Origin of the sequence: Salmonella sp. NW38 (assembly GCF_051807745.1) — a bacterium.
GTDB classification, from domain to species: domain Bacteria; phylum Pseudomonadota; class Gammaproteobacteria; order Enterobacterales; family Enterobacteriaceae; genus Salmonella; species Salmonella enterica.
This window is the reverse complement of the sequence record NZ_JAMMTO010000009.1, coordinates 50157-72904: the sequence shown is the minus strand read 5'-3', so window position 1 is coordinate 72904 and position 22748 is coordinate 50157. Positions and strand designations below refer to the sequence as shown.

Genomic DNA, 22748 nt, shown 5'->3' with positions numbered 1-22748 from the left:
CTGGCATGAACACTTTTTTTAGGCTTACCGCGTTAGCTGGCCTGCTTGCATTAGCAGGCCAGTCCTTCGCCGTGGAAGATATTACGCGTGCCGATCAAATTCCCGTATTAAAGGAAGAGACGCAACATGCGACGGTGAGCGAGCGCGTAACGTCGCGTTTTACCCGCTCCCATTATCGCCAGTTCGATCTGGATGAGGCATTTTCGGCAAAGATTTTTGATCGCTATCTGAATCTTCTCGACTATAGCCACAACGTTTTGTTGGCGAGCGATGTCGAGCAGTTTGCGAAAAAGAAAACCGTGTTGGGCGATGAGCTGCGCACGGGTAAGCTGGATGTTTTTTACGATCTTTATAACCTGGCGCAAAAGCGCCGGTTTGAACGTTACCAGTACGCGCTAAAAGTGCTGGAACGGCCAATGGATTTCACCGGAAACGATACGTTTAACCTGGACCGCAGTAAAGCGCCTTGGCCGAAAGATGAGGCTGAGCTAAATGCGCTGTGGGATGGTAAAGTGAAATTCGATGAGCTCAGTCTGAAACTCACCGGCAAGAGCGACAAAGAAATTCGCGAAACGCTGACGCGTCGCTACAAATTCGCTATTCGTCGCCTGGCGCAGACCAACAGTGAAGATGTGTTCTCGCTGGCGATGACCGCTTTTGCGCGTGAAATCGACCCGCATACGAATTATCTTTCTCCCCGCAATACCGAGCAGTTTAATACCGAAATGAGCCTGTCTCTGGAAGGTATCGGCGCGGTGCTGCAAATGGATGACGATTATACTGTCATTAACTCATTGGTCGCCGGCGGCCCGGCAGCGAAGAGCAAGTCGATTAGCGTCGGCGATCGTATCGTCGGCGTAGGGCAGGCCGGAAAACCGATGGTCGACGTGATTGGCTGGCGTCTTGACGATGTGGTGGCGCTGATCAAAGGGCCAAAAGGCAGCAAGGTCCGACTGGAAATACTGCCGGCTGGTAAAGGGACGAAAACGCGTATCATCACGCTGACGCGTGAACGGATTCGTCTTGAAGATCGTGCGGTTAAAATGTCGGTGAAAACCGTCGGCAAGGAAAAAGTTGGCGTACTGGATATTCCAGGCTTCTATGTTGGCTTGACCGATGATGTCAAAGTTCAGCTTCAGAAGCTGGAAAAACAGAACGTTAATAGCATCGTTATCGATCTGCGTTCAAACGGCGGCGGGGCGCTGACGGAAGCCGTTTCACTTTCCGGTCTGTTTATCCCTTCTGGTCCAATAGTTCAGGTGCGCGACAATAACGGCAAAGTGCGTGAGGATAGCGACACCGACGGCGTGGTCTACTACAAAGGCCCGCTGGTGGTGCTGGTCGATCGTTTCAGTGCCTCGGCATCGGAAATCTTTGCTGCCGCGATGCAGGATTATGGTCGCGCGCTGATTGTCGGTGAGCCGACCTTCGGTAAAGGGACGGTACAGCAATATCGTTCGCTAAACCGAATTTACGATCAGATGCTTCGCCCGGAATGGCCTGCGCTGGGTTCGGTGCAGTACACCATTCAGAAGTTTTACCGTGTCAACGGCGGTAGTACGCAGCGTAAAGGGGTCACGCCGGATATCATCATGCCGACTGGCAATGAAGAGACGGAAACCGGAGAAAAATTTGAAGATAACGCCTTGCCGTGGGATAGCATTGATGCGGCGAAATACGTGAAATCGGACGATTTGGCCCCGTTTGGCCCGGAATTATTGAAAGAACACAACGCGCGTATCGCCAAAGATCCTGAGTTCCAGTACATCATGAAGGATATCGCACGTTTCAATGCCATGAAGGATAAGCGCAACATCGTCTCTCTGAATTATGCGCAGCGTGAGAAAGAGAACAATGAAGAAGACGCTCTGCGTCTGGCGCGTATTAACGATCGGTTTAAACGCGAGGGTAAACCGTTGCTGAAGAAACTGGACGATCTGCCAAAGGATTACCAGGAGCCGGACCCGTACCTTGATGAAACGGTGAAGATTGCTCTGGACCTGGCGCATCTTGAAAAAGAAAAACCAGCGGAGCAGGCGGCAGCCAATAAGTAACGCTAAACAGGCACAAAAAATTGTGCCTGTTTTTTTTAACAAGCGCAGAAGTCGTCAGGATAATGCTACAAAATGTAAAGTTGTGTTTTTCTCGTGACTTACCGCCTGGTGATGCTTGAAAATAGCCATAAGACCCATACGATGTGGGTAATCGCATAGTGCGCTTTGTTAAATTGAGGTTAAAAGAAAATTATGATGCGAATCGCGCTCTTCCTGCTGACGAACCTGGCCGTGATGGTCGTTTTCGGGCTGGTTCTGAGCCTGACAGGGATACAGTCGAGCAGCGTGCAAGGCTTGCTGATCATGGCGCTGCTGTTTGGTTTTGGCGGTTCTTTTATTTCATTGCTGATGTCCAAATGGATGGCGTTAAAATCCGTAGGAGGGGAAGTTATTGAACAGCCTCGCAATGAAAGAGAACGCTGGTTGATGAACACCGTAGCAACGCAAGCGCGCCAGGCCGGTATCGCCATGCCGCAGGTTGCTATCTACCATGCGCCGGACATTAACGCGTTTGCGACGGGCGCACGCCGTGACGCCTCATTGGTCGCTGTGAGCACCGGTTTGTTGCAAAACATGAGCCCTGACGAAGCGGAAGCCGTCATTGCGCATGAAATCAGCCATATTGCCAATGGCGATATGGTGACGATGACGTTGATTCAGGGGGTGGTTAACACCTTCGTTATCTTTATTTCGCGCATTATCGCGCAAATTGCCGCTGGTTTTCTGGGCGGCAACCGTGATGAAGGCGAAGGAAGTAACGGTAATCCGCTAATCTATTTCGCCGTTGCGACGGTGCTGGAACTGGTCTTCGGTATTCTGGCGAGCATCATCACCATGTGGTTCTCCCGTTACCGTGAGTTTCATGCCGATGCGGGATCGGCGAAGCTGGTTGGCCGTGAAAAAATGATTGCCGCGTTGCAGCGCCTGAAAACCAGCTACGAGCCGCAAGAAGCGACCAGCATGATGGCGTTTTGTATTAACGGTAAATCGAAATCGTTAAGCGAGCTGTTTATGACGCACCCACCGCTTGATAAACGCATTGAAGCGCTACGTAGCGGTGAGTACCTGAAATAATAAGCCTACTGGCAAGTATGAAAAGCGCGTCGAATGACGCGCTTTTTTTACGCCTGAACGCGTGGTTGCGTAATACGTAAACCGCTCACTACCGCCGCGAGAGTCGCCAGGATCGCCGCTGCGAGCAGCGAAAGATGCGTACCGCTATCGCCAAACTGGTTCAACATTAGCGCTACCAGCGCGGCGCCAGTACTTTGGCCTAACAGTCGCGCCGTGCCCAGCATCCCGCTGGCGCCACCGCTGCGCTCACGCGGCGCGGAAGTGATAATGGTGTGATTATTCGGCGACTGGAACAGGCCAAACCCTGCGCCGCAAAGGATCATCGGCCAGATAATATTCAGATCGGAGGGGGAGCCTGGCAACATGACCAGCGCAAACAACCCGGCTGCCATTATCACCATTCCCAGCGCCCCCAGCAAACCGGCATGAAGACGTTCTATCAGGTATCCCGCCAGCGGCGCCATCACCATCGTTGCCAGCGGCCAGGGCGTCAATAACAGGCCGGTTTCTACTTCGCTACGGCCCAGCACGGTTTGCAGATAAAAAGGTAGCGAGACCATGGCTAACATTTGCGCGCAGAACGAGCAAATTGACGTGCCGATCGAGAGTGAAAAAAGCGGAATGCGTAACAAGTCGATGGGTAACAAAGGGACGGGCAAAGAAAGCTGGCGGCGCACGAAGAAAAAACCGACCACGACCAGAACGAGCAGCTCTGCGCCAATCAACGTTAGCGACTGTCCTTGGGCAAATCCGCTCAATGCGGTAATCAGCAGGCCAAATGTGAGCGCATTCATTACCGCGCTCGGTAAGTCAAAGCGCGGCTTAGTGTCATGGGCGATGTTTGCTGGTAAAAAGCGTATGGCCAGAATTAACGCGATGATACCTAACGGGACATTAATCAGAAACAGCCATTTCCATGATGAGATGGACAAAATCGCCGCGGCGATCGTCGGACCCGCGGCGGAAGAGACTGCGACGATAAAAGAGTTAATTCCCATGCCTCGTCCCAGATGACGCTGGGGGTAGATAAGACGAATCAGCGCCGTGTTTACGCTCATTAGCGCCGCGCCGCCAAATCCCTGCGCGATGCGCGCCAGCGTCAGCATCTGCAGCGAGTCTGAAAGCGCGCAAAACAATGATGAAAGCAGAAATACCACTAAACCACATTTATAGATCCGGCGATAACCAAACATGTCGCCTAAAAAAGACAGGGAAAGTAGTGAGACGACAATGGCGATTTGGTACGCATTGACAATCCAGATAGAGCTGGCAGGGGAGGCATGTAAATCAGTCGCAATGGTTGGCAGCGCGACATTAGCGATTGCGCCATCCAGAACCGCCATCGAAATACCGATAATAATCGTCAGGATAACGCCGTATCTCTGCGGGAGGGGCAGGCCATCGGCCCGTGTTTTTTCCATAAGTATTTTGTAATAAGGGGAATTATGAGCTGAATAATAATGTTAGCATTAATACTGAGTTGTTATGTCGCAGATTTGTAACGAAGTAAGCAAAGATGGATTGCGGGCGACCTGGCGTGAAATTATAATAAAAACTCGTTCTGAATTTTATAAAACGCTCGTAATGAGGTGATAAATGGCAAACGCAGATCTGGATAAGCAGCCTGATTCTGTATCTTCTGTGCTGAAAGTTTTCGGCATTCTGCAGGCGCTGGGTGAAGAGCGTGAAATAGGGATTACCGAGCTATCGCAGCGCGTCATGATGTCGAAAAGCACCGTTTATCGCTTTTTGCAAACCATGAAAACGCTGGGCTACGTGGCTCAGGAAGGGGAGTCTGAAAAATACTCTCTGACGCTAAAGCTGTTTGAGCTGGGCGCACGAGCTTTGCAAAATGTTGATCTCATCCGCAGTGCGGACATTCAGATGCGTGAACTGTCTCGTCTGACAAAAGAAACTATCCATCTTGGCGCGCTGGATGAAGACAGCATTGTCTATATCCATAAAATTGACTCTATGTACAATCTGCGGATGTACTCACGTATTGGGCGTCGTAATCCGCTGTACAGTACGGCCATCGGTAAAGTGCTTCTGGCCTGGCGCGACCGTGATGAGGTTAAGCAGATTCTCGACGGCGTTGAGTATAAGCAAAGCACGGGACGCACGATTACCAGCACTGAGGCGTTGCTGCCGCTGTTGGATGAGGTGCGTGCGCAAGGCTACGGTGAAGATAACGAAGAACAGGAAGAAGGGTTACGTTGTATCGGCGTACCGGTATTTGACCGTTTTGGCGTAGTCATCGCAGGGTTAAGCATTTCGTTCCCGACGCTGCGCTTTTCAGAAGAACGCTTGCAGGAATATGTGGCTATGTTACACACCGCCGCGCGTAAAATTTCTGAACAAATGGGTTACAACGATTATCCCTTCTAAGCAACGTTATTAGCATGACGTTAAAAAAAAGCAGCTGCGAAAAATGTAGCTGCTTTTTTTATAACATCGGGTGGGATGAAATCGTAAAAGAAGATAATGTCTGTCGGCTTATTTAACGGTTATTAAAATATTATTTAACAGTACTTATGAACAACAGCCAATATAGGGGAATTATTGGTGATAGTTTCACTGTGAAATTATTTATTGCCGCTTAGCCATTATCCACCACGGTGGCGATTTTTCTGAAAATGGGACAGTCGGAAAAGCCAATAATGCCGCTGTTGGTATGGAGATATTGCGCCGTGCTGGTGCCGCGTGCGGTCAGGTAATGGCACTGTAAACCCAGCCCCGCAGCGTTCACTTTACTTCCCACCAGGATGCCATAGCCGCTCATCAGCAGGCCTATCCACACCAGGGCAAACAATACAATTGCGCGAATGATCAAACGCATTACTACCTCTTTTCTTTTTTAGTTAGAATAAGAGTAGCGTGTACATTGATTGAAACAAGTGAATCATTCCTAAAAACATATAATGCCGCTACAGTTACTCCTGGTTTAAGTAACTCATGATAATTTAGCGACATAAGATGTAAGATCGGAGAGTGGAGTGAAAAAATTTCGATGGGTCGTCCTCGGCATCGTGGTGGTAGTATGCCTGTTGCTGTGGGCGCAGGTGTTTAATATCATGTGCGATCAGGATGTACAATTTTTCAGCGGTATTTGCGCCATCAATAAATTTATTCCCTGGTAAACGTTTTACACCAGAGATTTCCTTCCCGTGTAGCAGTGGTAGAATGACGTCTCTACATCGAGGTGGTGAAATGAACGACGTTTTAAACGCTGGTGCGTTTTCTCTTGCATCTTTAATAGTATCAATGGTGGTTCTGGTGGTGGGGCTGGCGCTCTGGTTCTTTGTCAACCGGGCAAGTTCCCGTGCCAACGAGCAGATAGAACTGCTCGAAGCGTTATTGGATCAACAGAAGCGGCAAAACGCGTTGTTACGCCGCCTTTGCGAAGCAAACGAACCAGAAAAAGAAGCGGAACCCGCAACAGCGGCAAGCGAACCAAAAGAGGATGAGGACATCATTCGTCTGGTTGCTGAACGATAATGCTTACCGGGGCGCAAATGGCGCCAGTGCCATACGCCCCATTTCTCCGTCGGATCACTCCGCGTTGCCGTTTGCAACTGATACTACGGCATCAACGCCTTACATAATATATGGCTTTATATGCAACATAGTTTTATATGTATAACAAAAGGACATATGGCATTTTTGTGATACCGCTCATTCTCTATTAAAAGCGAAACGTTTCTCTCTCTTTATGGATTGTCATTGTTTGTTCATTATTTTAAGGCATTCTGTAAAGACGCAGAACATCACAAAAAGCGGTGTCGAAAATCGCTTTTCTTTTCTATTATTTTGATTAGAAGGTGTTTTTTATCATTGTGACAATTTATGCATAACTCAGCATAAAAAGTGATATGAAAAATACAGCTTTTAAATGTGATTTGATGCACTGGAAGAAGCGAAGTTATTGAGCTATGGTAGAAAAATGGCTTTTCAGCAGTGACGTTGTCAGGAGTCCGTCAGCGCGTGAGGATATATCTTTCGCAATTTTGTTGCATAAACGTGCTGTCAATTTGTGAAGGTTCTCGTAATTTGTGCGACGGATCGAGACACGTTTAAAAATGGCTTGCCATAATTAACGTTGTATGTGATAACAGGCTTTGGGTTAAACGAGGTACAGTTCTGTTTATGTGTGGCATTTTCAGTAAAGAAGTCCTGAGTAAACACGTTGACGTTGAATACCGCTTCTCTGCCGAACCTTATATTAGTGCCTCAAGCAGTAATGTCTCAGTTTTATCTATGTTATGCCTACGGGCAAAGAAAACACTCTAAGGAATTTTGCAAATGGCAAAGATTAAAGGTCAAGTTAAGTGGTTCAACGAATCCAAAGGTTTTGGCTTCATTACTCCGGCTGACGGCAGCAAAGATGTGTTCGTACACTTCTCCGCTATCCAGGGCAATGGTTTCAAAACTCTGGCTGAAGGCCAGAACGTTGAGTTCGAAATTCAGGACGGCCAGAAAGGTCCGGCTGCTGTTAACGTAACAGCTATCTGATCGACACCACTGATTTGATGCGTTTGTCGCGTCAGCCTCAGATATAAAGCCTCGCTAAAAGCGGGGCTTTTTAATTCAATATCCTTCAAAATGTGTCTGGACGCGCTCTCGTTAGCGATTTGTTGCAAAGGCGCGATGTTATTAGCATTGTTTTTTCTGGTTTTTCCGTCCGTTTCCCGTTAAATCAATCACCTGAAAAATGATTCGGCTGGAGATCAGGTGAAAAAGAAAAGCGACGGCGATACCCGTAATTTTACGCCCATACGTTTTGCACTACTTTGCACTGCCATTCTGCTCAGTATGGCATTGTTGTTAGGGCGGGTGGCATGGTTGCAAATTGTTACGCCGTCGAAACTGGTGAAACAAGAAGATATGCGCTCGCTTCGTGAAGTGACCACGGCCTCTCCACGTGGCATGATCACCGACAGAGAAGGGCGGCCCTTAGCGGTGAGCGTTCCGGTTAATGCTGTCTGGGCCGATCCGAAGACTATCATAAGCAAAGGCGGCGTTGGCTACAATGAGCGCTGGCAGGCGCTGGCCAGCGCCTTACATCTGTCGCTCAGTACGCTTGCGGAACGGATAAACAGTAACCCGGCAGGCCGTTTTATCTACCTTGCGCGCCAGGTTTCACCCCAGCAAGCCGAATGGATAGATAAACTGAATCTACCGGGTATTAACCTGCGGGAAGAGTCGCGCCGTTTTTACCCTGCCGGACACGTAGCGGCCAATTTGATCGGCTTTACCAATATCGACGGGCAGGGAATAGAAGGTATTGAAAAGAGCTTTAATGCGCAACTGACGGGAAAACCGGGCTCCCGGCTGGTGCGTAAAGATAAATTTGGTCACGTTATTGAGAACATTACGGAAGTGAATCCGGTTCCTGCTCATGAACTTCAGCTTAGCATTGATGAACGTCTGCAAACGGTTACCGAAGATGCGCTGGATAACGCCGTCATCTGGAACAAAGCGGAATCCGGCGCTGCCGTATTGATTAACATCCCAACGGGTGAAATTCTCTCGATGGCGAGCTACCCGGATTTCAACCCGAACAATCGTGAAGGCGCGCAGTTGGACGATTTTCGTAACCGCGCGATTAGCGACACTTTCGAACCCGGTTCTACTGTGAAGCCATTGGTCATTATGACTGCGTTACAGCAGGGCATCGTGCAGCCGGACAGCGTTATCGATACCCATCCTTTTACTCTCGATGGACACCGTATCCGCGACGTCGGTTACTATCCGGAACTGACATTAACCGGCATTTTGCAAAAATCCAGCGATACCGGCGTTTCTCACCTTTCTCTGGCGATGCCGGTGCAGAAATTAATAGATACTTATAAAAGCTTTGGTTTCGGCGTGCCTACCGGACTGGGTCTCACCGGAGAGAGCAGCGGGTTATTACCGAAACGCCGTTACTGGAGTGATTTAGATCGCGCTACCTTCGCTTTTGGCTATGGATTAATGGTGACGCCGCTGCAACTGGCGCATGTTTATGCCACGATTGGCAGCTTTGGTATCTACCGTCCGTTATCGATCACCAAAGTTGATCCGCCCGTGATCGGCACGCGGGTAATGCCGGAAGAACTGGTGCACGAGGTGGAACATATGATGGAGAGCGTCGCGTTGCCTGGCGGCGGCGGAACAAAAGCCGCAGTAAGAGACTACCGTATTGCGGTCAAAACCGGGACGGCGAAAAAAATTGGCGATGATGGTAAATACGTCGATAAGTATGTGGCATATACCGCAGGCGTCGCGCCGGCAAGTAACCCCAGGTTTGCGCTGGTGGTGGTGATTAATAATCCGCAAAACGGGGCTTATTATGGCGGCGCGGTATCTGCGCCCGTATTCAGCCAGATCATGGGCGATGTGCTGCGGCTGGAAAATGTTGAGCCAGACGGTATGCCAGCCGATTCAGATCACCTTCTGGTGATGCATGGCAGCCACGTTGCGGTTCCGGGCTCGTAAAGGATTTTCCCGGGGCGCAATTCGCGTTACACTTGCGCCCTTTAGCGCCCCAGTCCGGAGTTGTCATGTCGTTTACCTGTCCGCTTTGCCATCAGCCGCTTACGCAGATTAATAACAGCGTTATATGTCCACAGCGCCATCAGTTTGATGTGGCGAAAGAGGGCTACATCAATCTGCTACCGGTACAGCATAAACGTTCGCGCGATCCGGGCGACAGCGCCGAAATGATGCAGGCGAGGAGAGCGTTTCTTGATGCGGGCCATTATCAGCCGCTGCGCGATGCCGTGATTAACCTGTTGCGCGAGCGGCTGGATCAGTCGGCCACGGCGATTCTGGATATCGGCTGCGGCGAGGGGTATTACACTCATGCTTTTGCCGAGGCGTTGCCGGGAGTCACCACGTTTGGACTGGACGTTGCTAAAACGGCGATCAAAGCGGCGGCGAAACGCTATTCGCAGGTGAAGTTTTGTGTGGCGTCAAGCCATCGACTGCCCTTTGCCGATGCGTCAATGGATGCGGTGATCAGAATCTACGCCCCGTGTAAGGCGCAGGAATTGGCGCGTGTGGTGAAACCTGGTGGTTGGGTCGTTACCGCCACGCCAGGGCCGCATCATCTGATGGAACTAAAAGGGCTCATTTATGATGAGGTGCGTTTACATGCGCCGTATACCGAGCAGCTCGACGGATTCACATTGCAGCAGAGTACCCGCCTTGCTTATCACATGCAGCTCACCGCCGAAGCGGCTGTAGCACTGTTGCAAATGACGCCATTTGCCTGGCGCGCCAGGCCAGAAGTGTGGGAACAACTGGCTGCCAGCACCGGACTTAGCTGCCAGACGGATTTCAACCTTCATCTCTGGCAGCGTAACCGTTAACCGTGAAAATGCGTCCAGAGGATCTGGACGCCAATTCCTATCAGTACGACCCCGCCGAGAATTTCAGCACGCTTACCCAGCATTGGGCCGATAAAGCGACCGATCATCATTCCGAGGGTGGACATGATAAGCGTGGCGCAACCGATAGCTAATGCGGTAGCGATGATGTTTACCTGCAAAAACGCCAGACCGACGCCAACCGCCATCGCATCGAGGCTGGTCGCGATAGCCGTCGTGACTAATAGCCAAAAGCTGTGGCGGCGTAACGGTGTTTCGTCTTCATCACTACCGCCGCGGATACCTTCGATGATCATGCGTCCGCCCAGAAAGATCAGCAGAACAAAGGCTATCCAGTGGTTCCACTCCAGAACGAATTTACTCGCCAATATCCCCAGCCCCCAGCCGATTAACGGGGTCAGCGTTTCAACCGCGCCAAAGATAAGGCCGGTACGCAACGCTTCTGAGAATTTGGGTTTATGTAGGGTGGCGCCTTTGCCAATTGATGCCGCGAAAGCATCCATCGACATGCCGAAAGCGAGAAGAACAGTAGCAGTAAAGTGCATGACAACGTCCTGACCGGGGTATCCATTAAACACATCACTGCCCCCAGCAAACATGCATGTCGCCATTCTGTGACGAAATACACAGCAGTTGATGCGCCTATGGTCTCGCCTGACCAGCGGCGGCTGGTCCGTACGCGCCACGTTTTGCAACGAGTATGTTGACGCGTACATTTCCGGAGTCTGGAAATCGGCTACTCCCCAATTGACGGCGCAACATTAACATATTTTTAGAATATAAAACAACAGCGATAAAATATTATTTGTCTTCTAATTGAAAACGATTTTCATTTAGATTTATTCATCAATAAAACGTTAAATTAAATAACAATTGGTCAATAGAAAATATAGCCTTAGCTATATTATGATTCGAAATAAAATTCGAAAAACATAGTTGAGGTTATATCTTAGGTTATTGATTTTCAATAAGAAGCTTATATATTTTTTCCAGATCGTCGATATTGCGTACACGGATAAGCAAGCGTCGTTGTTCTAATTGCATCACCAGTACGCCGTCCTCCGATAAATTCATCTCTTTAATACGGTTATATTCTATCCAGACATTGGCGAAGAAAAAGCCACGTTGTTTAAAGATGATCCGTGGCGTGCGGATCCAGAATATATAAAACCCCATTAACGCCAGCGCACTTAATAACCATGTGGTCATCTGCGCTCCGTGGCTGGTTACGTTGTTATAAATAAGGATGGCGACCAGCCCAACGAAGATAACGCTGTCTACGCGACCACGGCGAAGCAGGGCTATAGAAAGCAGAGTGGGGCCATTGCGACGGGGCATGATGAACTGATCGTAGAGAGCGTAAGCCAATAATGCGGCAATAAAGAGAATCAGCACCAGGTCCGTGATAGTCATTTATCCTCCAGAGAAATAAAAAAACGGGGCCGTTTGGCCCCGGTAGTGTACAACAGCCTTATTGGCCCAGCAGTCCTACGGAGTAGCCGGCGATACCGATGACGAAGAAGCCCACGATAATCCACAGCGGGTTAACTTTCTTACGCAGCAGCCACATACAGGCAAAGGTCAACAGTAGCGGAACCAGCCCCGGCATCAGCTGGTCGAGAATGGTTTGCACGGTGGTAACGCGTGTCTGACCATCCTGACCGGTGATGGTGGAGACCACCAGCGGGATATTCACATGCGTCCACTTGTTAACCAATGCCCCCATGACAAACAGGCCGAGGATTGACGCCCCCTCAGTCAGTTTTTGCAGGAAGCCGCCGCCCATATCTTTAACGATATCGACGCCTTTGCGGTAGCCATAAGCTACGCCATAATAGCGGGTCGCCAGACGCACCAGGTTAAACAGGATGAAAAACAGCAGCGGACCAAGCAGGCTGCCGCTCATTGCAATACCTGCGCCCAGCGCCGCGAATACCGGACGGACGGTACCCCAGAAGATAGGGTCGCCGACGCCTGCCAGCGGTCCCATCAGACCGACTTTGATACCGTTGATAGCGCCATCGTCAATTTCTGCGCCGTTCGCACGCTTTTCTTCCATTGCCAGGGTCACGCCCAGTACCGGCGCCGCAACGTAAGGATGAGTGTTAAAGAACTCCAGGTGACGCTTAATCGCCTGTTTACGCGCGTCATTATTCTCCGGATACAGGCGACGAATCGCCGGCACCATAGAGAAACAGAAGCCCAGCGCTTGCATACGTTCGAAGTTCCATGACCCCTGGAACAGGTTAGAACGAAGAAATACGCCGCGAATATCGCTCGGAGTGAGTTTTTTCTCGGTGGTAGTTTTAGTCATATCAACCATTTCGCTCACCTGTTAGTCCAGTTCGTTGTCGAGATCGTTATTGCCAGCAGCCGCTGCAGGCGCGCCCGCTACACGGTTGTATTTCGGGCTCAGCTGGATGTAAAGAATAGCCATCACTGCGCCGATGACACCCAGTGCGACCAGGTTGAAGTTTGTGAAAGCCGCGGTGACGAAACCGAGGTAGAAGAACGGCATCAGGTAGCCTGCGCGCATCATGTTGATAACCATCGCATAACCAACCACGACGATCATGCCGCCGGCGATGTTCAGACCGCCTGTGACGACTTCAGGAATCGCATTCAGCATTCCCTGTACTTCGCTGGTGCCTACGGAGATGGCAACGATAACCGCCGGGATAGCGATACGCATTGCCTGCAGGAACAGAGAAGAAACGTGCAGCCAGGAGAGCGCCGTCAGGTTGCCGTTTTCAGCCGCCTTGTCCGCCGCGTGCTGGAATGCCACGGTGATGGTACGAACGATAATGGTCAGTACCTGGCCTGCCGCCGCCAGCGGAATCGCCAGCGCGATACCGGCGCCAATGCTTTGATGCCCGGCGATGACCAGAACGGTAGAGATGATGGACGCCAGTGCGGCATCAGGCGCAACGGCAGCACCGATGTTCATCCAGCCCAGAGCGATCATTTCCAGAGTACCGCCGATGATAATACCGGTTTTCATGTCCCCCAGAACGGCGCCGATTAAGGTACAGGCGATCAGCGGACGGTGGAACTGAAATTCATCAAGTACCGACTCCATACCTGCGATACATGCGACGATGAACACCAGCACAATCTGAAGAGTGGTAATCTCCATTGTACTTCTCCTATTGCTATCTTAAGTGTGAAAGCTAATTAAATGCCGGCGGTTATTTCGCCACTTTGGCAATTAAATCCATCATTTTCAGTTTCGGATCGGTGGAAACTTTACGCACCTCAAGCTCGATGCCGCGCTCGTTGAGCTTTTTAAAGGCTTCGATATCCTTTTCATCGACGGAAACGGCGTTGTTCACCTGCGTTTTACCTTGACGATAGGCCATACCGCCAATGTTCACGGAAGTGACTTTCACGCCGCCCTCAACGATGCGCTCGACGTCGGTAGGATTGGTAAACAGAAGCATCACGCGTTCGCCGGCGTATTTCGGGTTATTGTAGACGCGAATCATCTTCGCGACGTCAACCACATGCGCCGTAACGCCCGGCGGCGCAACTTGCGTCAGCAGCGTTTTACGTACGGTATCCGCCGCGACTTCATCGCTCACAACAATAATACGGCTGACATTGGTCTCTTTGGTCCAACGGGTAGCGACCTGACCGTGAATGAGGCGGTCATCAATACGGGCAAGCCCGATAACCATATAATCATTCGGGCCCATCGGTTTTGCCGGCGTGGCCGCTTTTGGCGCGGCGGCGACTGGCGCTGGCGCGGCTTTTTCTACCGGTTTCGCTTTCAGCGCTTTTACGCCTTCACGACCGGTTTCTACCGCCAGTGCGACCAGCTCGTCAAAGCTCGGATCGTCGTCACGAGCCATAAACGTTTCGACCAGCATCGGGATGTTGACGCCGGCAATAACTTCATAGCGCTCTTTATCGACGACAATGCGGCTGGCAGCATTAAACGGGCTGCCTCCCCATGTATCAACGAGAAATAGCACGCCTTTACTGGTATCGAGTTTAGCCAACTGAGCGTTGTACTTTTCGATCAGCGTTTCGGCATTTTCGCCTGGAACGAAATCGATCCAGCCGACGTTTTCCTGCTCGCCTAACAGCATTTCGGCTGTTTTAAGTAACTGCTCTGCAGCCCAACCATGTGTGCCTATAACAATAGCAATGGTCACTTGCTACCTCCTTTATTATTGTCAACACATCAACTTGACAGATGTATTTTTTGAATCGCCGTCCGCAAGCGAATCGATTCAGATGAGGGTTACAACGAAAAACGCATGATTTTCGTGAATTATTTTAGATATCGAAAAAAATATTTTGTGTGATGGAGATCCGTAATTTTGTTTTCGATAATGAGAAATTTCGAAGTGTAAAATATCCTGGTTACATCTCTTTGCAAAGGAAGGTAAATCTTTGCCAAAAACCAGTTGTCTCTGTTATGTTTAGCTTCCGTTTAATTAGAATGGGGTATGGGGCAGCAGCCCGTTGTATGGATCGTCACCGACGTCATTTCACTCTTTGGCCGTTTTGCGCCTGTCAATCTGGCATATCTTGCCATAGCCTTACTTTGTTTATTGCGTTACCGCCTGCATCCTTTGAGATGTTGTGGGCGCCGTTTAGTCATTCCTTAAGCAGGAGCTTGTCATGGAATTATTAATGGATCCCTCAATTTGGGTGGGTTTACTCACGCTCGTCGTCCTGGAAATTGTCCTGGGTATCGATAACCTGGTCTTTATCGCGATCCTCGCCGATAAATTGCCGCCAAAGCAGCGTGACAAAGCGCGTCTTATCGGGCTCTCGCTGGCGCTGATTATGCGTCTGGCGCTGCTGTCCATTATTTCGTGGCTGGTGACCTTAACAAAGCCGCTCTTTACCGTCTGGGATTTTACCTTCTCCGGCCGCGATTTAATTATGCTGCTGGGCGGTATATTCCTGCTGTTTAAAGCGACCACCGAGCTGCATGAACGTCTGGAAAACCGCGAGCATGACACCGGACACGGTAAAGGCTATGCGAGCTTCTGGGTGGTAGTCACGCAGATTGTCATCCTGGATGCGGTCTTCTCGCTGGACGCCGTGATTACGGCGGTAGGTATGGTAAACCATCTGCCGGTTATGATGGCGGCGGTGGTGATTGCGATGGCGGTGATGCTACTGGCGTCAAAACCGCTGACCCGTTTTGTCAACCAGCATCCGACGGTGGTGGTGCTCTGTCTGAGCTTCCTGCTGATGATCGGCCTGAGCCTGGTGGCGGAAGGGTTTGGTTTCCATATTCCGAAAGGCTACCTGTACGCGGCAATTGGTTTCTCGATCGTTATCGAGGTGTTTAACCAGATTGCGCGCCGCAACTTTATTCGTCATCAGTCCACGTTGCCGCTGCGCGCGCGTACTGCGGACGCTATCCTGCGTCTGATGGGCGGTAAACGTCAGGCGAGTACGCAACATGAGACGGATAGCCCGGCCGCGATATCGGTGTCGGAAGGCGCCTTCGCCGAAGAAGAACGCTACATGATTAACGGCGTACTGACTCTGGCGTCGCGCTCCCTGCGCGGCATTATGACGCCGCGAGGCGAAATTAGTTGGGTGGATGCAAATCTCAGCGTAGCTGAAATCCGTCAGCAGTTACTCTCTTCTCCGCATAGCCTGTTCCCGGTATGTCGGGGCGAGCTGGATGAAATTATCGGTATCGTTCGCGCGAAAGAGTTGCTGGTGGCGCTGGAAGAGGGCGCGGATGTTGCGGCTATTGCCGCGTCTTCCCCGGCGATAGTGGTGCCGGAAACGCTTGATCCTATCAATCTGTTAGGCGTTTTGCGTCGCGCGCGCGGCAGTTTCGTTATCGTCACTAACGAGTTCGGCGTGGTGCAGGGGCTGGTTACGCCGCTGGATGTGCTGGAAGCGATTGCCGGTGAGTTCCCGGATGCCGATGAAACGCCGGAAATCGTTGCCGATGCCGAGGGCTGGATAGTGAAGGGCGGCACCGATCTCCATGCGCTACAGCAGGCGCTGGAAGTTGACCATCTGGTGAACGAAGAGGGAGATATTGCGACGGTCGCGGGGTTAGTGATCGCCGCTAATGGCCATATTCCTCGTGTAGGCGATGTCATTGATGTTCCGCCACTGCGGATCACCATTGTCGAGGCCAACGACTACCGTGTCGATCTGGTTCGGATTGTTAAAGAACAGCCTGCCCACGACGAAGAGGAATAACGTCACACGCAGGAATCAAGTCTATAGATGCGGCATCGCGGACATAATCTGTCCGTTATGCCGGGCGGGCGGCGGCGCGCTGCCCGCCAGCCACTGTGGAAATTCGCTAATGGGCATCGGCTTCGCATAGAGATAGCCCTGTAACATTTGCACGCCATGCTGGCGCAAATGCTGTGCCTGCGTCTGGTTTTCGACCCCTTCCGCCACCAGTTCAATATTCAGTCTTTGCCCCAGCGCGATAATAATATCGGTCACCGTCGAATTGACCGCATCGGTACCGATGGCGGCGGTGAAGGATTTATCGATTTTCAAAATATCCGGCCGCAGTTTTTCCAGCCAGGAGAGCGAGCTGTTTCCTGTGCCAAAATCATCGATGGCTAACTTGACGCCTTTACGATGCAGCTCGCGCATCAGGCGGTAATCAACGTCAAGCAACGCGTCGCGTTCCGTGAGCTCCAGCACCAGTTGCTGAACAGGTTCCGCACTAAACCAGTACTGATTAAGATCCTTGAGAAGCACGCCGTGTCGGAAATGGCTTGCCGCCACATTGATGCCGATATGAAACTGATGGTTGATGGGGAAGTAGTGCCGCTGCCGAATGGTTTCCGCAATCACATAGCGGGTCAGCGGCGCTATCAGGTTATGCTCCTCGGCGATAGGAATAAAAACATCCGGTGAGATCCAGCCCTGGCGCGGGTTATTCCAGCGTAACAGGATCTCAACGCCGGTACACTGCTGCGTGCGGGCATTAAGCAACGGCTGACAAAATAGCTCAAACTCCCGTTCGGCAAGGGCCAGATTAATCTCCCAGGAAAAGCTCATTCTGCTGGCCGTCGCCAGCCAGGCGATATAACCGATCAACAGGCTAAGCAATACGGCCAGGGGTAACTGTGTCGGGAGATGTTTGAACGCCAGTACGCCTGCCGACGGCCCGCTGACGCTGATAGTAAAAGGGAAATGCCGCGATGAAAGCTGGTAACGCTCTTCATCTTTTTTTAATTCCGGAAGAGTATCGACCACGCCCCGACCATATAACAGGTGCCGTTTGCCGACCGTCAGGCTGGCGCTGGTAATTTGCGGCTGCTGTGGCTCAAGTAGCATGGTCGTCAGCAAGCCAATATTCACAATTTCCATCACGCCATCCTGACCATCGGCAGAGGCGGGATACCACTGAATGAGGATCGGGCTTCCCTTGAGTAACGAGTGATCCGTGGAAAGTAGCAGCAGATCGCCGGCTGCGGGAAGATCGGGCTGAAGCTGGCGTATGGGAGTATTACGGGCGCCAAAAATGCTTGAGCAGTAGAGAATTCCCTCTTTTACCAGCCCGATAGAACGAATGGTTTGCAGGCGGGCGGCTTGCTTACGCAACGGCAAATGCGCGGTCGCGCACGGAAGCTCAAGTAAGGGTAGCAGTATGTTTCGTCCGACCAGGAGAGGATGCAGCACATTATCCAGCGCATCAACGGCATGATTCGCGAATGCAACCGTGCGATGGTGATTTAAGTTCCGCTCCGAAATAAATCGGATGCTCAGCGTAAGAATGAGCGTGACCAGTGCACAAATCGTGCAAACAATGAAACGATTACGGCGATAATGATTGATGATCCGTTGTGCTGTTTGCATGCGGGCCGCCCAATAAGCGTTGGCGACAAAAGCCAACCGCGACACAGCAAGTGTAGTGGGGAAACGTGGAGTCGACGAGGAAGAGATAAAAATTTCGCCCATCCGTAGCAGATGGGCGAAGGGAGGGGAAACGGCGTTTAATCACACTGGACTTTAATGGCCAGCCCGCCGCGCGACGTTTCACGGTATTTGGCGTTCATGTCTTTTCCGGTCTCGTACATCGTTTCGATGACTTTATCCAGCGAGACGCGCGGCGCGCTGGTTCGACGCATGGCCATACGCGCAGCGTTAATCGCTTTAACCGAAGCAATGGCGTTACGCTCGATACACGGCACCTGCACCTGACCGGCAACCGGGTCGCAGGTCAGCCCCAGGTTATGCTCCATGCCGATTTCAGCGGCAACGCAAACCTGTTCCGGGCTGGCGCCCAACAGTTCAGCAAGGCCTGCCGCCGCCATCGAACAGGCGACCCCGACTTCACCCTGACAGCCGACTTCCGCGCCGGAAATAGACGCGTTCATCTTATACAGCGCGCCAATAGCGCCTGCCGCCAGGAAGTAGCGGGTGTAAATATCCGGGCTGACTGATTCAATAAAATGGTCGTAGTAAGCCAGTACCGCAGGAACGATGCCGCACGCGCCGTTGGTTGGCGCCGTCACGACGCGACCGCCTGCGGCGTTCTCTTCGTTCACCGCCAGAGCAAACATGTTCACCCAGTCAATGACGTTCATCGGATCGCTGGAAAGCTTATCGCTGGAAACCAGCATACGACGCAGCGCGGAGGCGCGACGCGGTACGCGCAGCGGCCCCGGCAGCACGCCTTCGGTATTCATACCGCGATCAATACAGGCCTGCATGGTCTGCCAGACGTGACCGAAATACTCTTCAATCTCTTTCTTGCTATGCAACGCCAGTTCGTTTTGCATCACCATGCCGGAGAGTGAAAGGCCGGTGCTGTTGCAATACTCCAGCATTTCTTTCGCCGATTTAAACGGATAAGGTACAGTAACCTCATTCGTCGCTTCCTGGCCGAAATGCGCTTCATCAACGATAAAGCCGCCGCCGATGGAATAGTACGTCTTGCTATAAATGACCGTGTCGTCATGCCAGGCGTGGATCTGCATCCCGTTTTCATGCAGCGGCAAATTGCCGTTGTGAAAACGCATTCCGTCATCTTTCGGGAAGTCGACTTCGTGACGTCCCTGGGCCAGTAACAGACGCTCGCGCGTTTCGACGTCGCGAATAAAACCGGGGATACTATCAATATCCACGGTAGCGGGTTCATTACCCGCCAGACCCATAATAATGGCGATATCGGTATGGTGACCTTTCCCCGTCAGCGACAGCGAGCCGTAGACATCGACAGCGACGCGGGTAACGTTATCCAGTAATCCTTTTTCGACCAGGTCATCGACGAACTGTTTACCGGCCTTCATCGGGCCAACAGTGTGGGAAGAGGAGGGACCAATCCCTACCTTAAACATGTCGAATAGGCTAATCACGATAATACTCCTGACAGGGCAACCGGGGCTTCCGGTTACGATGTTATAACTGCGCATAGTGTAAGAGGGAACGCTGGCATCAGCTTAACTATTCACATGAATTAAACTAATGAATAACCGCGTTTTTACTAATATTGCGACAGTAATCTCAAGTCGTGTCTTGCGCGCGTAAAGTTAAGTATATACACGTTGCCCTTCAGGCTGCCTCTTTGGGGGAGGCGATTGTTACCGCCTTGAGGCAACGTGAATGGCGTTGTGTACAGTCAGGGCTTTACGCCGATTTGCAGCGCCAGCTCACGAAGAATGTTTGCGGTCATGCCCCAGACGAAATAATGCTCATACCAGGAGAGCCATACGCGGTGCGAATTGCCGCGACGGTAAATATCAAGCGGATGATATCGACCCAGTTGCAACGCTTGCGCCAGCGGCATTTCAAACACCGCAGACACTTCGTCTTCACTGGCGCGCCAGGGGAGGTTTGGCGGAATAATGCCGACCACCGGGGTGACCTGAAAACCGGTCACGCTGTCTACCGGCGGTAAAACGCCAATCACTTCCACGGCTTGCGGCGGGATGGCGACTTCCTCCTGCGCTTCGCGAAGCGCTGCGGCGATAAGCGAAGCATCGGTACTGTCCACGGCCCCGCCGGGAAAGGCGACCTGTCCGGCGTGTTTGCGTAAATGAATAGCCCGCTGGGTCAACAGCAGCCCCGGCTGGGGGCGGCGAACCACAGGGATCAGTACGGCGGCCTGACGTTGATTTAACGTTTCATGAGTCATCTGCGGGCGCAAAAGCTGAAAGCGCGATAAGAAATGATCGAGCGTCAGACGGCTGGTATCCACGTATTAGTTCTCCAGTGGGTGCAGGATACGATTAACTTTATCAAAAGTTTCCTGATATTCCGCTTCTTCCTTGCTATCGGCCACGATACCGCCGCCGGCAGAGCAATAGAGTTGGCCCTGCGTTGCCGTGACGGTGCGGATAGTAATACTGGTATCCATCTTGCCGCAGAAACTCAGATAACCGATGCTACCGCACCAGGCGTTGCGTCGCTGCGGCTCCAGTTCGTCGATAATTTCCATCGCCCGCACTTTAGGCGCGCCGGTAATGGAGCCGCCGGGGAAAGCCGCGCGCAGCAGGTCGGTGGCATGAAGCGAGTCCGGTAAACGGGCGGTAATGGTGCTAACCAGATGGTGAACGGCAGGAAATGGTTCGACGACGAACAGTTCCGGCACTTTCACCGAACCCGGCACGGCGACCCGGCCAATGTCGTTACGCATCAAATCGACGATCATCAAATTTTCAGCGCGATCTTTCATTGAGTTTGCCAGTTTCTGCGCTTGCTGACGATCCGCCTGCGGATCGTTAAGCCGTGGAAGCGTACCTTTGATCGGGCGCGTCTGAATATGACCATTCTCCAGTTGGATAAAACGCTCGGGAGAAAGGCTCAATATGGCGCTGTCATGCAAACGAAGAAAGGCGCTGAACGGGGCGCGATTTGCGCGGTTAAGGCGTTCGAAAGCCTGCCACTCATCACCCTCGTAGCTCGCCTGAAAACGCTGGGAAAGATTGACCTGATAGCAGTCCCCACTGTGCAGCCAGGCCTGCACCTGACGAAACTTCTCGCCATACTCGCAACGCGTCATATTGGATTGCCAGGCTGAGGTAAGCCTGAAGGGCGTGCGGGTCGGCGCGCGCTGGCTGGTGAGCCAGCGATATCGGGCGTCTGTATCGTGATAGCTTATCAGCGACACTACCTGTTTATGGTGATCGACAATCAGCGCCCAGTCGTAAAGGCCAATCGCCATATCGGGTAAAGCGATATCGCGCGCGGCAGTATCGGGCAGAATTTCGAAACGCCGCCCTAAATCGTAACCAAACAGACCCAGCGCGCCGCCCTGAAAGGGTAAGTCAGGGTCAGGCTGAGGATGAAAAGGCAGCGCCTCCAGTTGAGTCTGCAAAACGTGTAACGGATCGTCGAGAGTGACGGTAGTCGTGCGCGCAGTACATACCGTGGTTTCCTGCGCGCGCGTGGTCAGTGTGGTGACAGGATCGGCGACCAAAATATCAAAGCGGTTATAGGGATGAATAGCATCACCTGAATGCAGCAGCATCGCCCAGGGCAAATGGTTTACGGGCGCAAAATAGTGTTCAGCGGCGTCCGGACGCCAGGGTAAGGTGATAACAGTGGGAGATAACGTCTTCATCATTCCTGACTCGTTACAACACTACTGGCTTACCGCCGGGTAGCGTGAAATAATTAGCGCTAACAATTTAGCAGGAGTTAATCATGTTTGCAGGTTTACCTTCACTCAGTCATGAACAACAGCAAAAAGCCGTAGAACGTATCCAGGAATTGATGTCGCAAGGTATGAGCAGCGGAGAAGCGATTGCCCAGGTGGCGGGTGAGCTTCGCGCCAACCATACCGGCGAACGGATAGTGGCGCGTTTTGAGGATGAAGACGAATAACCGGCTTATACCGCCGCGACAATCTTAATCTCAACTTTATATTTCGGGTTCATCAACCCGGCCTGTACGGTACAGCGTACCGGCGCATGGCCTGCGACGACCCACGCATCCCACGCCTTATTCATGGCGGCAAAATCCGCTTTATCGCTCAGGAAAATAGTGGCATCCAGAATACGTGACTTACTGGAGCCCTGTTTTTCCAGCACCGCATCAATTTGCGCCAGAGTATTCGCCGTTTGCTCAAAAGCGTCGGCGTCGAGGTTTTCCGGCACGCCGGTATACCACAGCGTATTATTGTAGATCACCACGTCTGACCAACGATCTTCGGCATCAATACGCACGATAGACATCAATTATTCCTCATTTGCTTTTCATTTGAATGGTTCAAGACTGCCACAATGTGGCGCCGCCGTCACCTCTGTAACTGGCGTAAGCCTTTCTACCCTGACATAATCCCTGTGCAAAT

The 22748-nt window shown here is 51.7% G+C and carries 24 protein-coding genes and 1 riboswitch; of the genes, 12 read left to right on the top strand and 12 right to left on the bottom strand.

The window, feature by feature from the left end; genetic code table 11:
* The first annotated feature begins 5 nt into the window (after nt 1–5).
* Both prc and htpX read left to right on the top strand, forming a co-directional pair.
* Nucleotides 6–2054, top strand: coding sequence for a carboxy terminal-processing peptidase (prc, locus tag NA624_RS16045; protein WP_001091237.1), 2049 nt, complete (start codon nt 6–8; stop codon nt 2052–2054).
* 192 nt (nt 2055–2246) lie between these two features.
* Nucleotides 2247–3128, top strand: a complete 882-nt coding sequence (gene htpX / locus NA624_RS16040; protein ID WP_000984498.1) for a protease HtpX — start codon at nt 2247–2249, stop codon at nt 3126–3128.
* A gap of 47 nt (nt 3129–3175) precedes the next feature.
* Here the strand turns inward: htpX and NA624_RS16035 are convergent, their stop codons facing one another.
* Complete coding sequence (locus tag NA624_RS16035; protein ID WP_000416145.1) at nt 3176–4549, bottom strand: MFS transporter; 1374 nt, start codon at nt 4547–4549, stop codon at nt 3176–3178.
* 175 nt (nt 4550–4724) lie between these two features.
* Between NA624_RS16035 and kdgR the strand changes: the two genes are divergently transcribed.
* Nucleotides 4725–5516 carry a DNA-binding transcriptional regulator KdgR gene (gene kdgR / locus NA624_RS16030; RefSeq protein WP_001262196.1) on the top strand — a complete coding sequence of 264 codons (792 nt, stop codon included), beginning with the start codon at nt 4725–4727 and terminating at the stop codon, nt 5514–5516.
* Between the two features lie 211 nt (nt 5517–5727).
* Here the strand turns inward: kdgR and yobH are convergent, their stop codons facing one another.
* A complete protein-coding gene (gene yobH, locus NA624_RS16025; protein ID WP_001236777.1) occupies nt 5728–5967 on the bottom strand; it encodes an invasion protein YobH in 240 nt (79 codons plus the stop codon).
* Nucleotides 5968–6124: 157 nt separating this feature from the next.
* Between yobH and mgrB the strand changes: the two genes are divergently transcribed.
* From mgrB to rlmA, 6 genes are all read left to right on the top strand, one after another.
* Nucleotides 6125–6268: a PhoP/PhoQ regulator MgrB gene (gene mgrB / locus NA624_RS16020; protein ID WP_000714547.1), complete on the top strand. Its 144-nt coding sequence runs from the start codon at nt 6125–6127 to the stop codon at nt 6266–6268.
* Between the two features lie 70 nt (nt 6269–6338).
* Entirely contained in the window at nt 6339–6626 is a 288-nt protein-coding gene (locus NA624_RS16015) for a YebO family protein (protein ID WP_001000654.1), read from the top strand.
* Between the two features lie 648 nt (nt 6627–7274).
* The gene (locus tag NA624_RS16010) at nt 7275–7418 is read left to right on the top strand and encodes a DUF2627 domain-containing protein (RefSeq protein WP_001537930.1); all 144 of its coding nucleotides are present in this window, start codon (nt 7275–7277) and stop codon (nt 7416–7418) included.
* 12 nt (nt 7419–7430) lie between these two features.
* Nucleotides 7431–7640: a transcription antiterminator/RNA stability regulator CspE gene (gene cspE / locus NA624_RS16005; RefSeq protein ID WP_001062678.1), complete on the top strand. Its 210-nt coding sequence runs from the start codon at nt 7431–7433 to the stop codon at nt 7638–7640.
* Nucleotides 7641–7859: 219 nt separating this feature from the next.
* Nucleotides 7860–9605 carry a peptidoglycan glycosyltransferase FtsI gene (gene ftsI / locus NA624_RS16000; protein ID WP_000730315.1) on the top strand — a complete coding sequence of 582 codons (1746 nt, stop codon included), beginning with the start codon at nt 7860–7862 and terminating at the stop codon, nt 9603–9605.
* A 65-nt stretch (nt 9606–9670) separates the two neighbouring features.
* Nucleotides 9671–10480 (top strand): 23S rRNA (guanine(745)-N(1))-methyltransferase, encoded by an 810-nt coding sequence (gene rlmA / locus NA624_RS15995; protein ID WP_000010925.1) that lies wholly within the window; start codon nt 9671–9673, stop codon nt 10478–10480.
* Here the strand turns inward: rlmA and mntP are convergent.
* The 5 genes from mntP to manX form a co-directional block, all read right to left on the bottom strand.
* Entirely contained in the window at nt 10477–11043 is a 567-nt protein-coding gene (gene mntP / locus NA624_RS15990) for a manganese efflux pump MntP (protein WP_001518359.1), read from the bottom strand. The two genes, rlmA and mntP, sit on opposite strands and share 4 nt — an antisense overlap.
* Before the next feature lie 111 nt (nt 11044–11154).
* Nucleotides 11155–11256, bottom strand: a riboswitch (yybP-ykoY riboswitch).
* Nucleotides 11257–11452: 196 nt separating this feature from the next.
* A complete protein-coding gene (locus NA624_RS15985; RefSeq protein WP_000156280.1) occupies nt 11453–11911 on the bottom strand; it encodes a DUF986 family protein in 459 nt (152 codons plus the stop codon).
* Between the two features lie 58 nt (nt 11912–11969).
* Nucleotides 11970–12821: a PTS mannose transporter subunit IID gene (locus NA624_RS15980; RefSeq protein WP_001518647.1), complete on the bottom strand. Its 852-nt coding sequence runs from the start codon at nt 12819–12821 to the stop codon at nt 11970–11972.
* A 12-nt stretch (nt 12822–12833) separates the two neighbouring features.
* Entirely contained in the window at nt 12834–13634 is an 801-nt protein-coding gene (gene manY, locus NA624_RS15975; RefSeq protein ID WP_000406918.1) for a PTS mannose transporter subunit IIC, read from the bottom strand.
* A gap of 52 nt (nt 13635–13686) precedes the next feature.
* On the bottom strand, nt 13687–14655 hold the full coding sequence (manX, locus tag NA624_RS15970) for a PTS mannose transporter subunit IIAB (RefSeq protein ID WP_000150523.1): 969 nt from the start codon (nt 14653–14655) through the stop codon (nt 13687–13689).
* Between the two features lie 152 nt (nt 14656–14807).
* Here manX and NA624_RS15965 point away from each other — a divergent pair, with 152 nt between their 5' ends.
* Entirely contained in the window at nt 14808–15140 is a 333-nt protein-coding gene (locus tag NA624_RS15965; RefSeq protein ID WP_371065704.1) for a protein YoaL, read from the top strand.
* Complete coding sequence (gene yoaE / locus NA624_RS15960) at nt 15128–16687, top strand: CNNM family cation transport protein YoaE (RefSeq protein WP_000421815.1); 1560 nt, start codon at nt 15128–15130, stop codon at nt 16685–16687. Before NA624_RS15965 ends, yoaE begins: the two co-directional genes overlap by 13 nt.
* Before the next feature lie 21 nt (nt 16688–16708).
* Here yoaE and NA624_RS15955 read toward each other — a convergent pair whose 3' ends face one another.
* The 4 genes from NA624_RS15955 to pabB form a co-directional block, all read right to left on the bottom strand.
* Nucleotides 16709–18310, bottom strand: coding sequence for an EAL domain-containing protein (locus NA624_RS15955; protein ID WP_001192516.1), 1602 nt, complete (start codon nt 18308–18310; stop codon nt 16709–16711).
* Between the two features lie 137 nt (nt 18311–18447).
* Nucleotides 18448–19812 carry an L-serine ammonia-lyase gene (gene sdaA, locus NA624_RS15950; RefSeq protein ID WP_000624274.1) on the bottom strand — a complete coding sequence of 455 codons (1365 nt, stop codon included), beginning with the start codon at nt 19810–19812 and terminating at the stop codon, nt 18448–18450.
* A gap of 263 nt (nt 19813–20075) precedes the next feature.
* Nucleotides 20076–20654: a CoA pyrophosphatase gene (locus tag NA624_RS15945; RefSeq protein WP_000381543.1), complete on the bottom strand. Its 579-nt coding sequence runs from the start codon at nt 20652–20654 to the stop codon at nt 20076–20078.
* A gap of 3 nt (nt 20655–20657) precedes the next feature.
* On the bottom strand, nt 20658–22022 hold the full coding sequence (pabB, locus tag NA624_RS15940; RefSeq protein ID WP_000978462.1) for an aminodeoxychorismate synthase component 1: 1365 nt from the start codon (nt 22020–22022) through the stop codon (nt 20658–20660).
* Between the two features lie 80 nt (nt 22023–22102).
* On the opposite strand from pabB, the gene NA624_RS15935 reads away from it, so the two are divergent.
* Nucleotides 22103–22282 carry a YoaH family protein gene (locus NA624_RS15935; protein ID WP_000457328.1) on the top strand — a complete coding sequence of 60 codons (180 nt, stop codon included), beginning with the start codon at nt 22103–22105 and terminating at the stop codon, nt 22280–22282.
* A 5-nt stretch (nt 22283–22287) separates the two neighbouring features.
* Here NA624_RS15935 and NA624_RS15930 read toward each other — a convergent pair whose 3' ends face one another.
* Nucleotides 22288–22632, bottom strand: a complete 345-nt coding sequence (locus NA624_RS15930) for a RidA family protein (protein WP_000029550.1) — start codon at nt 22630–22632, stop codon at nt 22288–22290.
* Nucleotides 22633–22748 lie beyond the last annotated feature (116 nt).

What these genes read in the sequence shown, in the direction of transcription:
- prc (WP_001091237.1), top strand. Translation starts at nt 6, where the DNA reads ATGAACACTTTTTTTAGGCTTACCGCGTTAGCTGGCCTGCTTGCATTA.
- htpX (WP_000984498.1), top strand. Translation starts at nt 2,247, where the DNA reads ATGATGCGAATCGCGCTCTTCCTGCTGACGAACCTGGCCGTGATGGTC.
- NA624_RS16035 (WP_000416145.1), bottom strand. Translation starts at nt 4,549, where the DNA reads ATGGAAAAAACACGGGCCGATGGCCTGCCCCTCCCGCAGAGATACGGC.
- kdgR (WP_001262196.1), top strand. Translation starts at nt 4,725, where the DNA reads ATGGCAAACGCAGATCTGGATAAGCAGCCTGATTCTGTATCTTCTGTG.
- yobH (WP_001236777.1), bottom strand. Translation starts at nt 5,967, where the DNA reads ATGCGTTTGATCATTCGCGCAATTGTATTGTTTGCCCTGGTGTGGATA.
- NA624_RS16015 (WP_001000654.1), top strand. Translation starts at nt 6,339, where the DNA reads ATGAACGACGTTTTAAACGCTGGTGCGTTTTCTCTTGCATCTTTAATA.
- NA624_RS16010 (WP_001537930.1), top strand. Translation starts at nt 7,275, where the DNA reads ATGTGTGGCATTTTCAGTAAAGAAGTCCTGAGTAAACACGTTGACGTT.
- cspE (WP_001062678.1), top strand. Translation starts at nt 7,431, where the DNA reads ATGGCAAAGATTAAAGGTCAAGTTAAGTGGTTCAACGAATCCAAAGGT.
- rlmA (WP_000010925.1), top strand. Translation starts at nt 9,671, where the DNA reads ATGTCGTTTACCTGTCCGCTTTGCCATCAGCCGCTTACGCAGATTAAT.
- mntP (WP_001518359.1), bottom strand. Translation starts at nt 11,043, where the DNA reads ATGCACTTTACTGCTACTGTTCTTCTCGCTTTCGGCATGTCGATGGAT.
- NA624_RS15985 (WP_000156280.1), bottom strand. Translation starts at nt 11,911, where the DNA reads ATGACTATCACGGACCTGGTGCTGATTCTCTTTATTGCCGCATTATTG.
- NA624_RS15980 (WP_001518647.1), bottom strand. Translation starts at nt 12,821, where the DNA reads ATGGTTGATATGACTAAAACTACCACCGAGAAAAAACTCACTCCGAGC.
- manY (WP_000406918.1), bottom strand. Translation starts at nt 13,634, where the DNA reads ATGGAGATTACCACTCTTCAGATTGTGCTGGTGTTCATCGTCGCATGT.
- NA624_RS15965 (WP_371065704.1), top strand. Translation starts at nt 14,808, where the DNA reads ATGGAGATCCGTAATTTTGTTTTCGATAATGAGAAATTTCGAAGTGTA.
- yoaE (WP_000421815.1), top strand. Translation starts at nt 15,128, where the DNA reads ATGGAATTATTAATGGATCCCTCAATTTGGGTGGGTTTACTCACGCTC.
- NA624_RS15955 (WP_001192516.1), bottom strand. Translation starts at nt 18,310, where the DNA reads ATGCAAACAGCACAACGGATCATCAATCATTATCGCCGTAATCGTTTC.
- pabB (WP_000978462.1), bottom strand. Translation starts at nt 22,022, where the DNA reads ATGATGAAGACGTTATCTCCCACTGTTATCACCTTACCCTGGCGTCCG.
- NA624_RS15935 (WP_000457328.1), top strand. Translation starts at nt 22,103, where the DNA reads ATGTTTGCAGGTTTACCTTCACTCAGTCATGAACAACAGCAAAAAGCC.
- NA624_RS15930 (WP_000029550.1), bottom strand. Translation starts at nt 22,632, where the DNA reads ATGTCTATCGTGCGTATTGATGCCGAAGATCGTTGGTCAGACGTGGTG.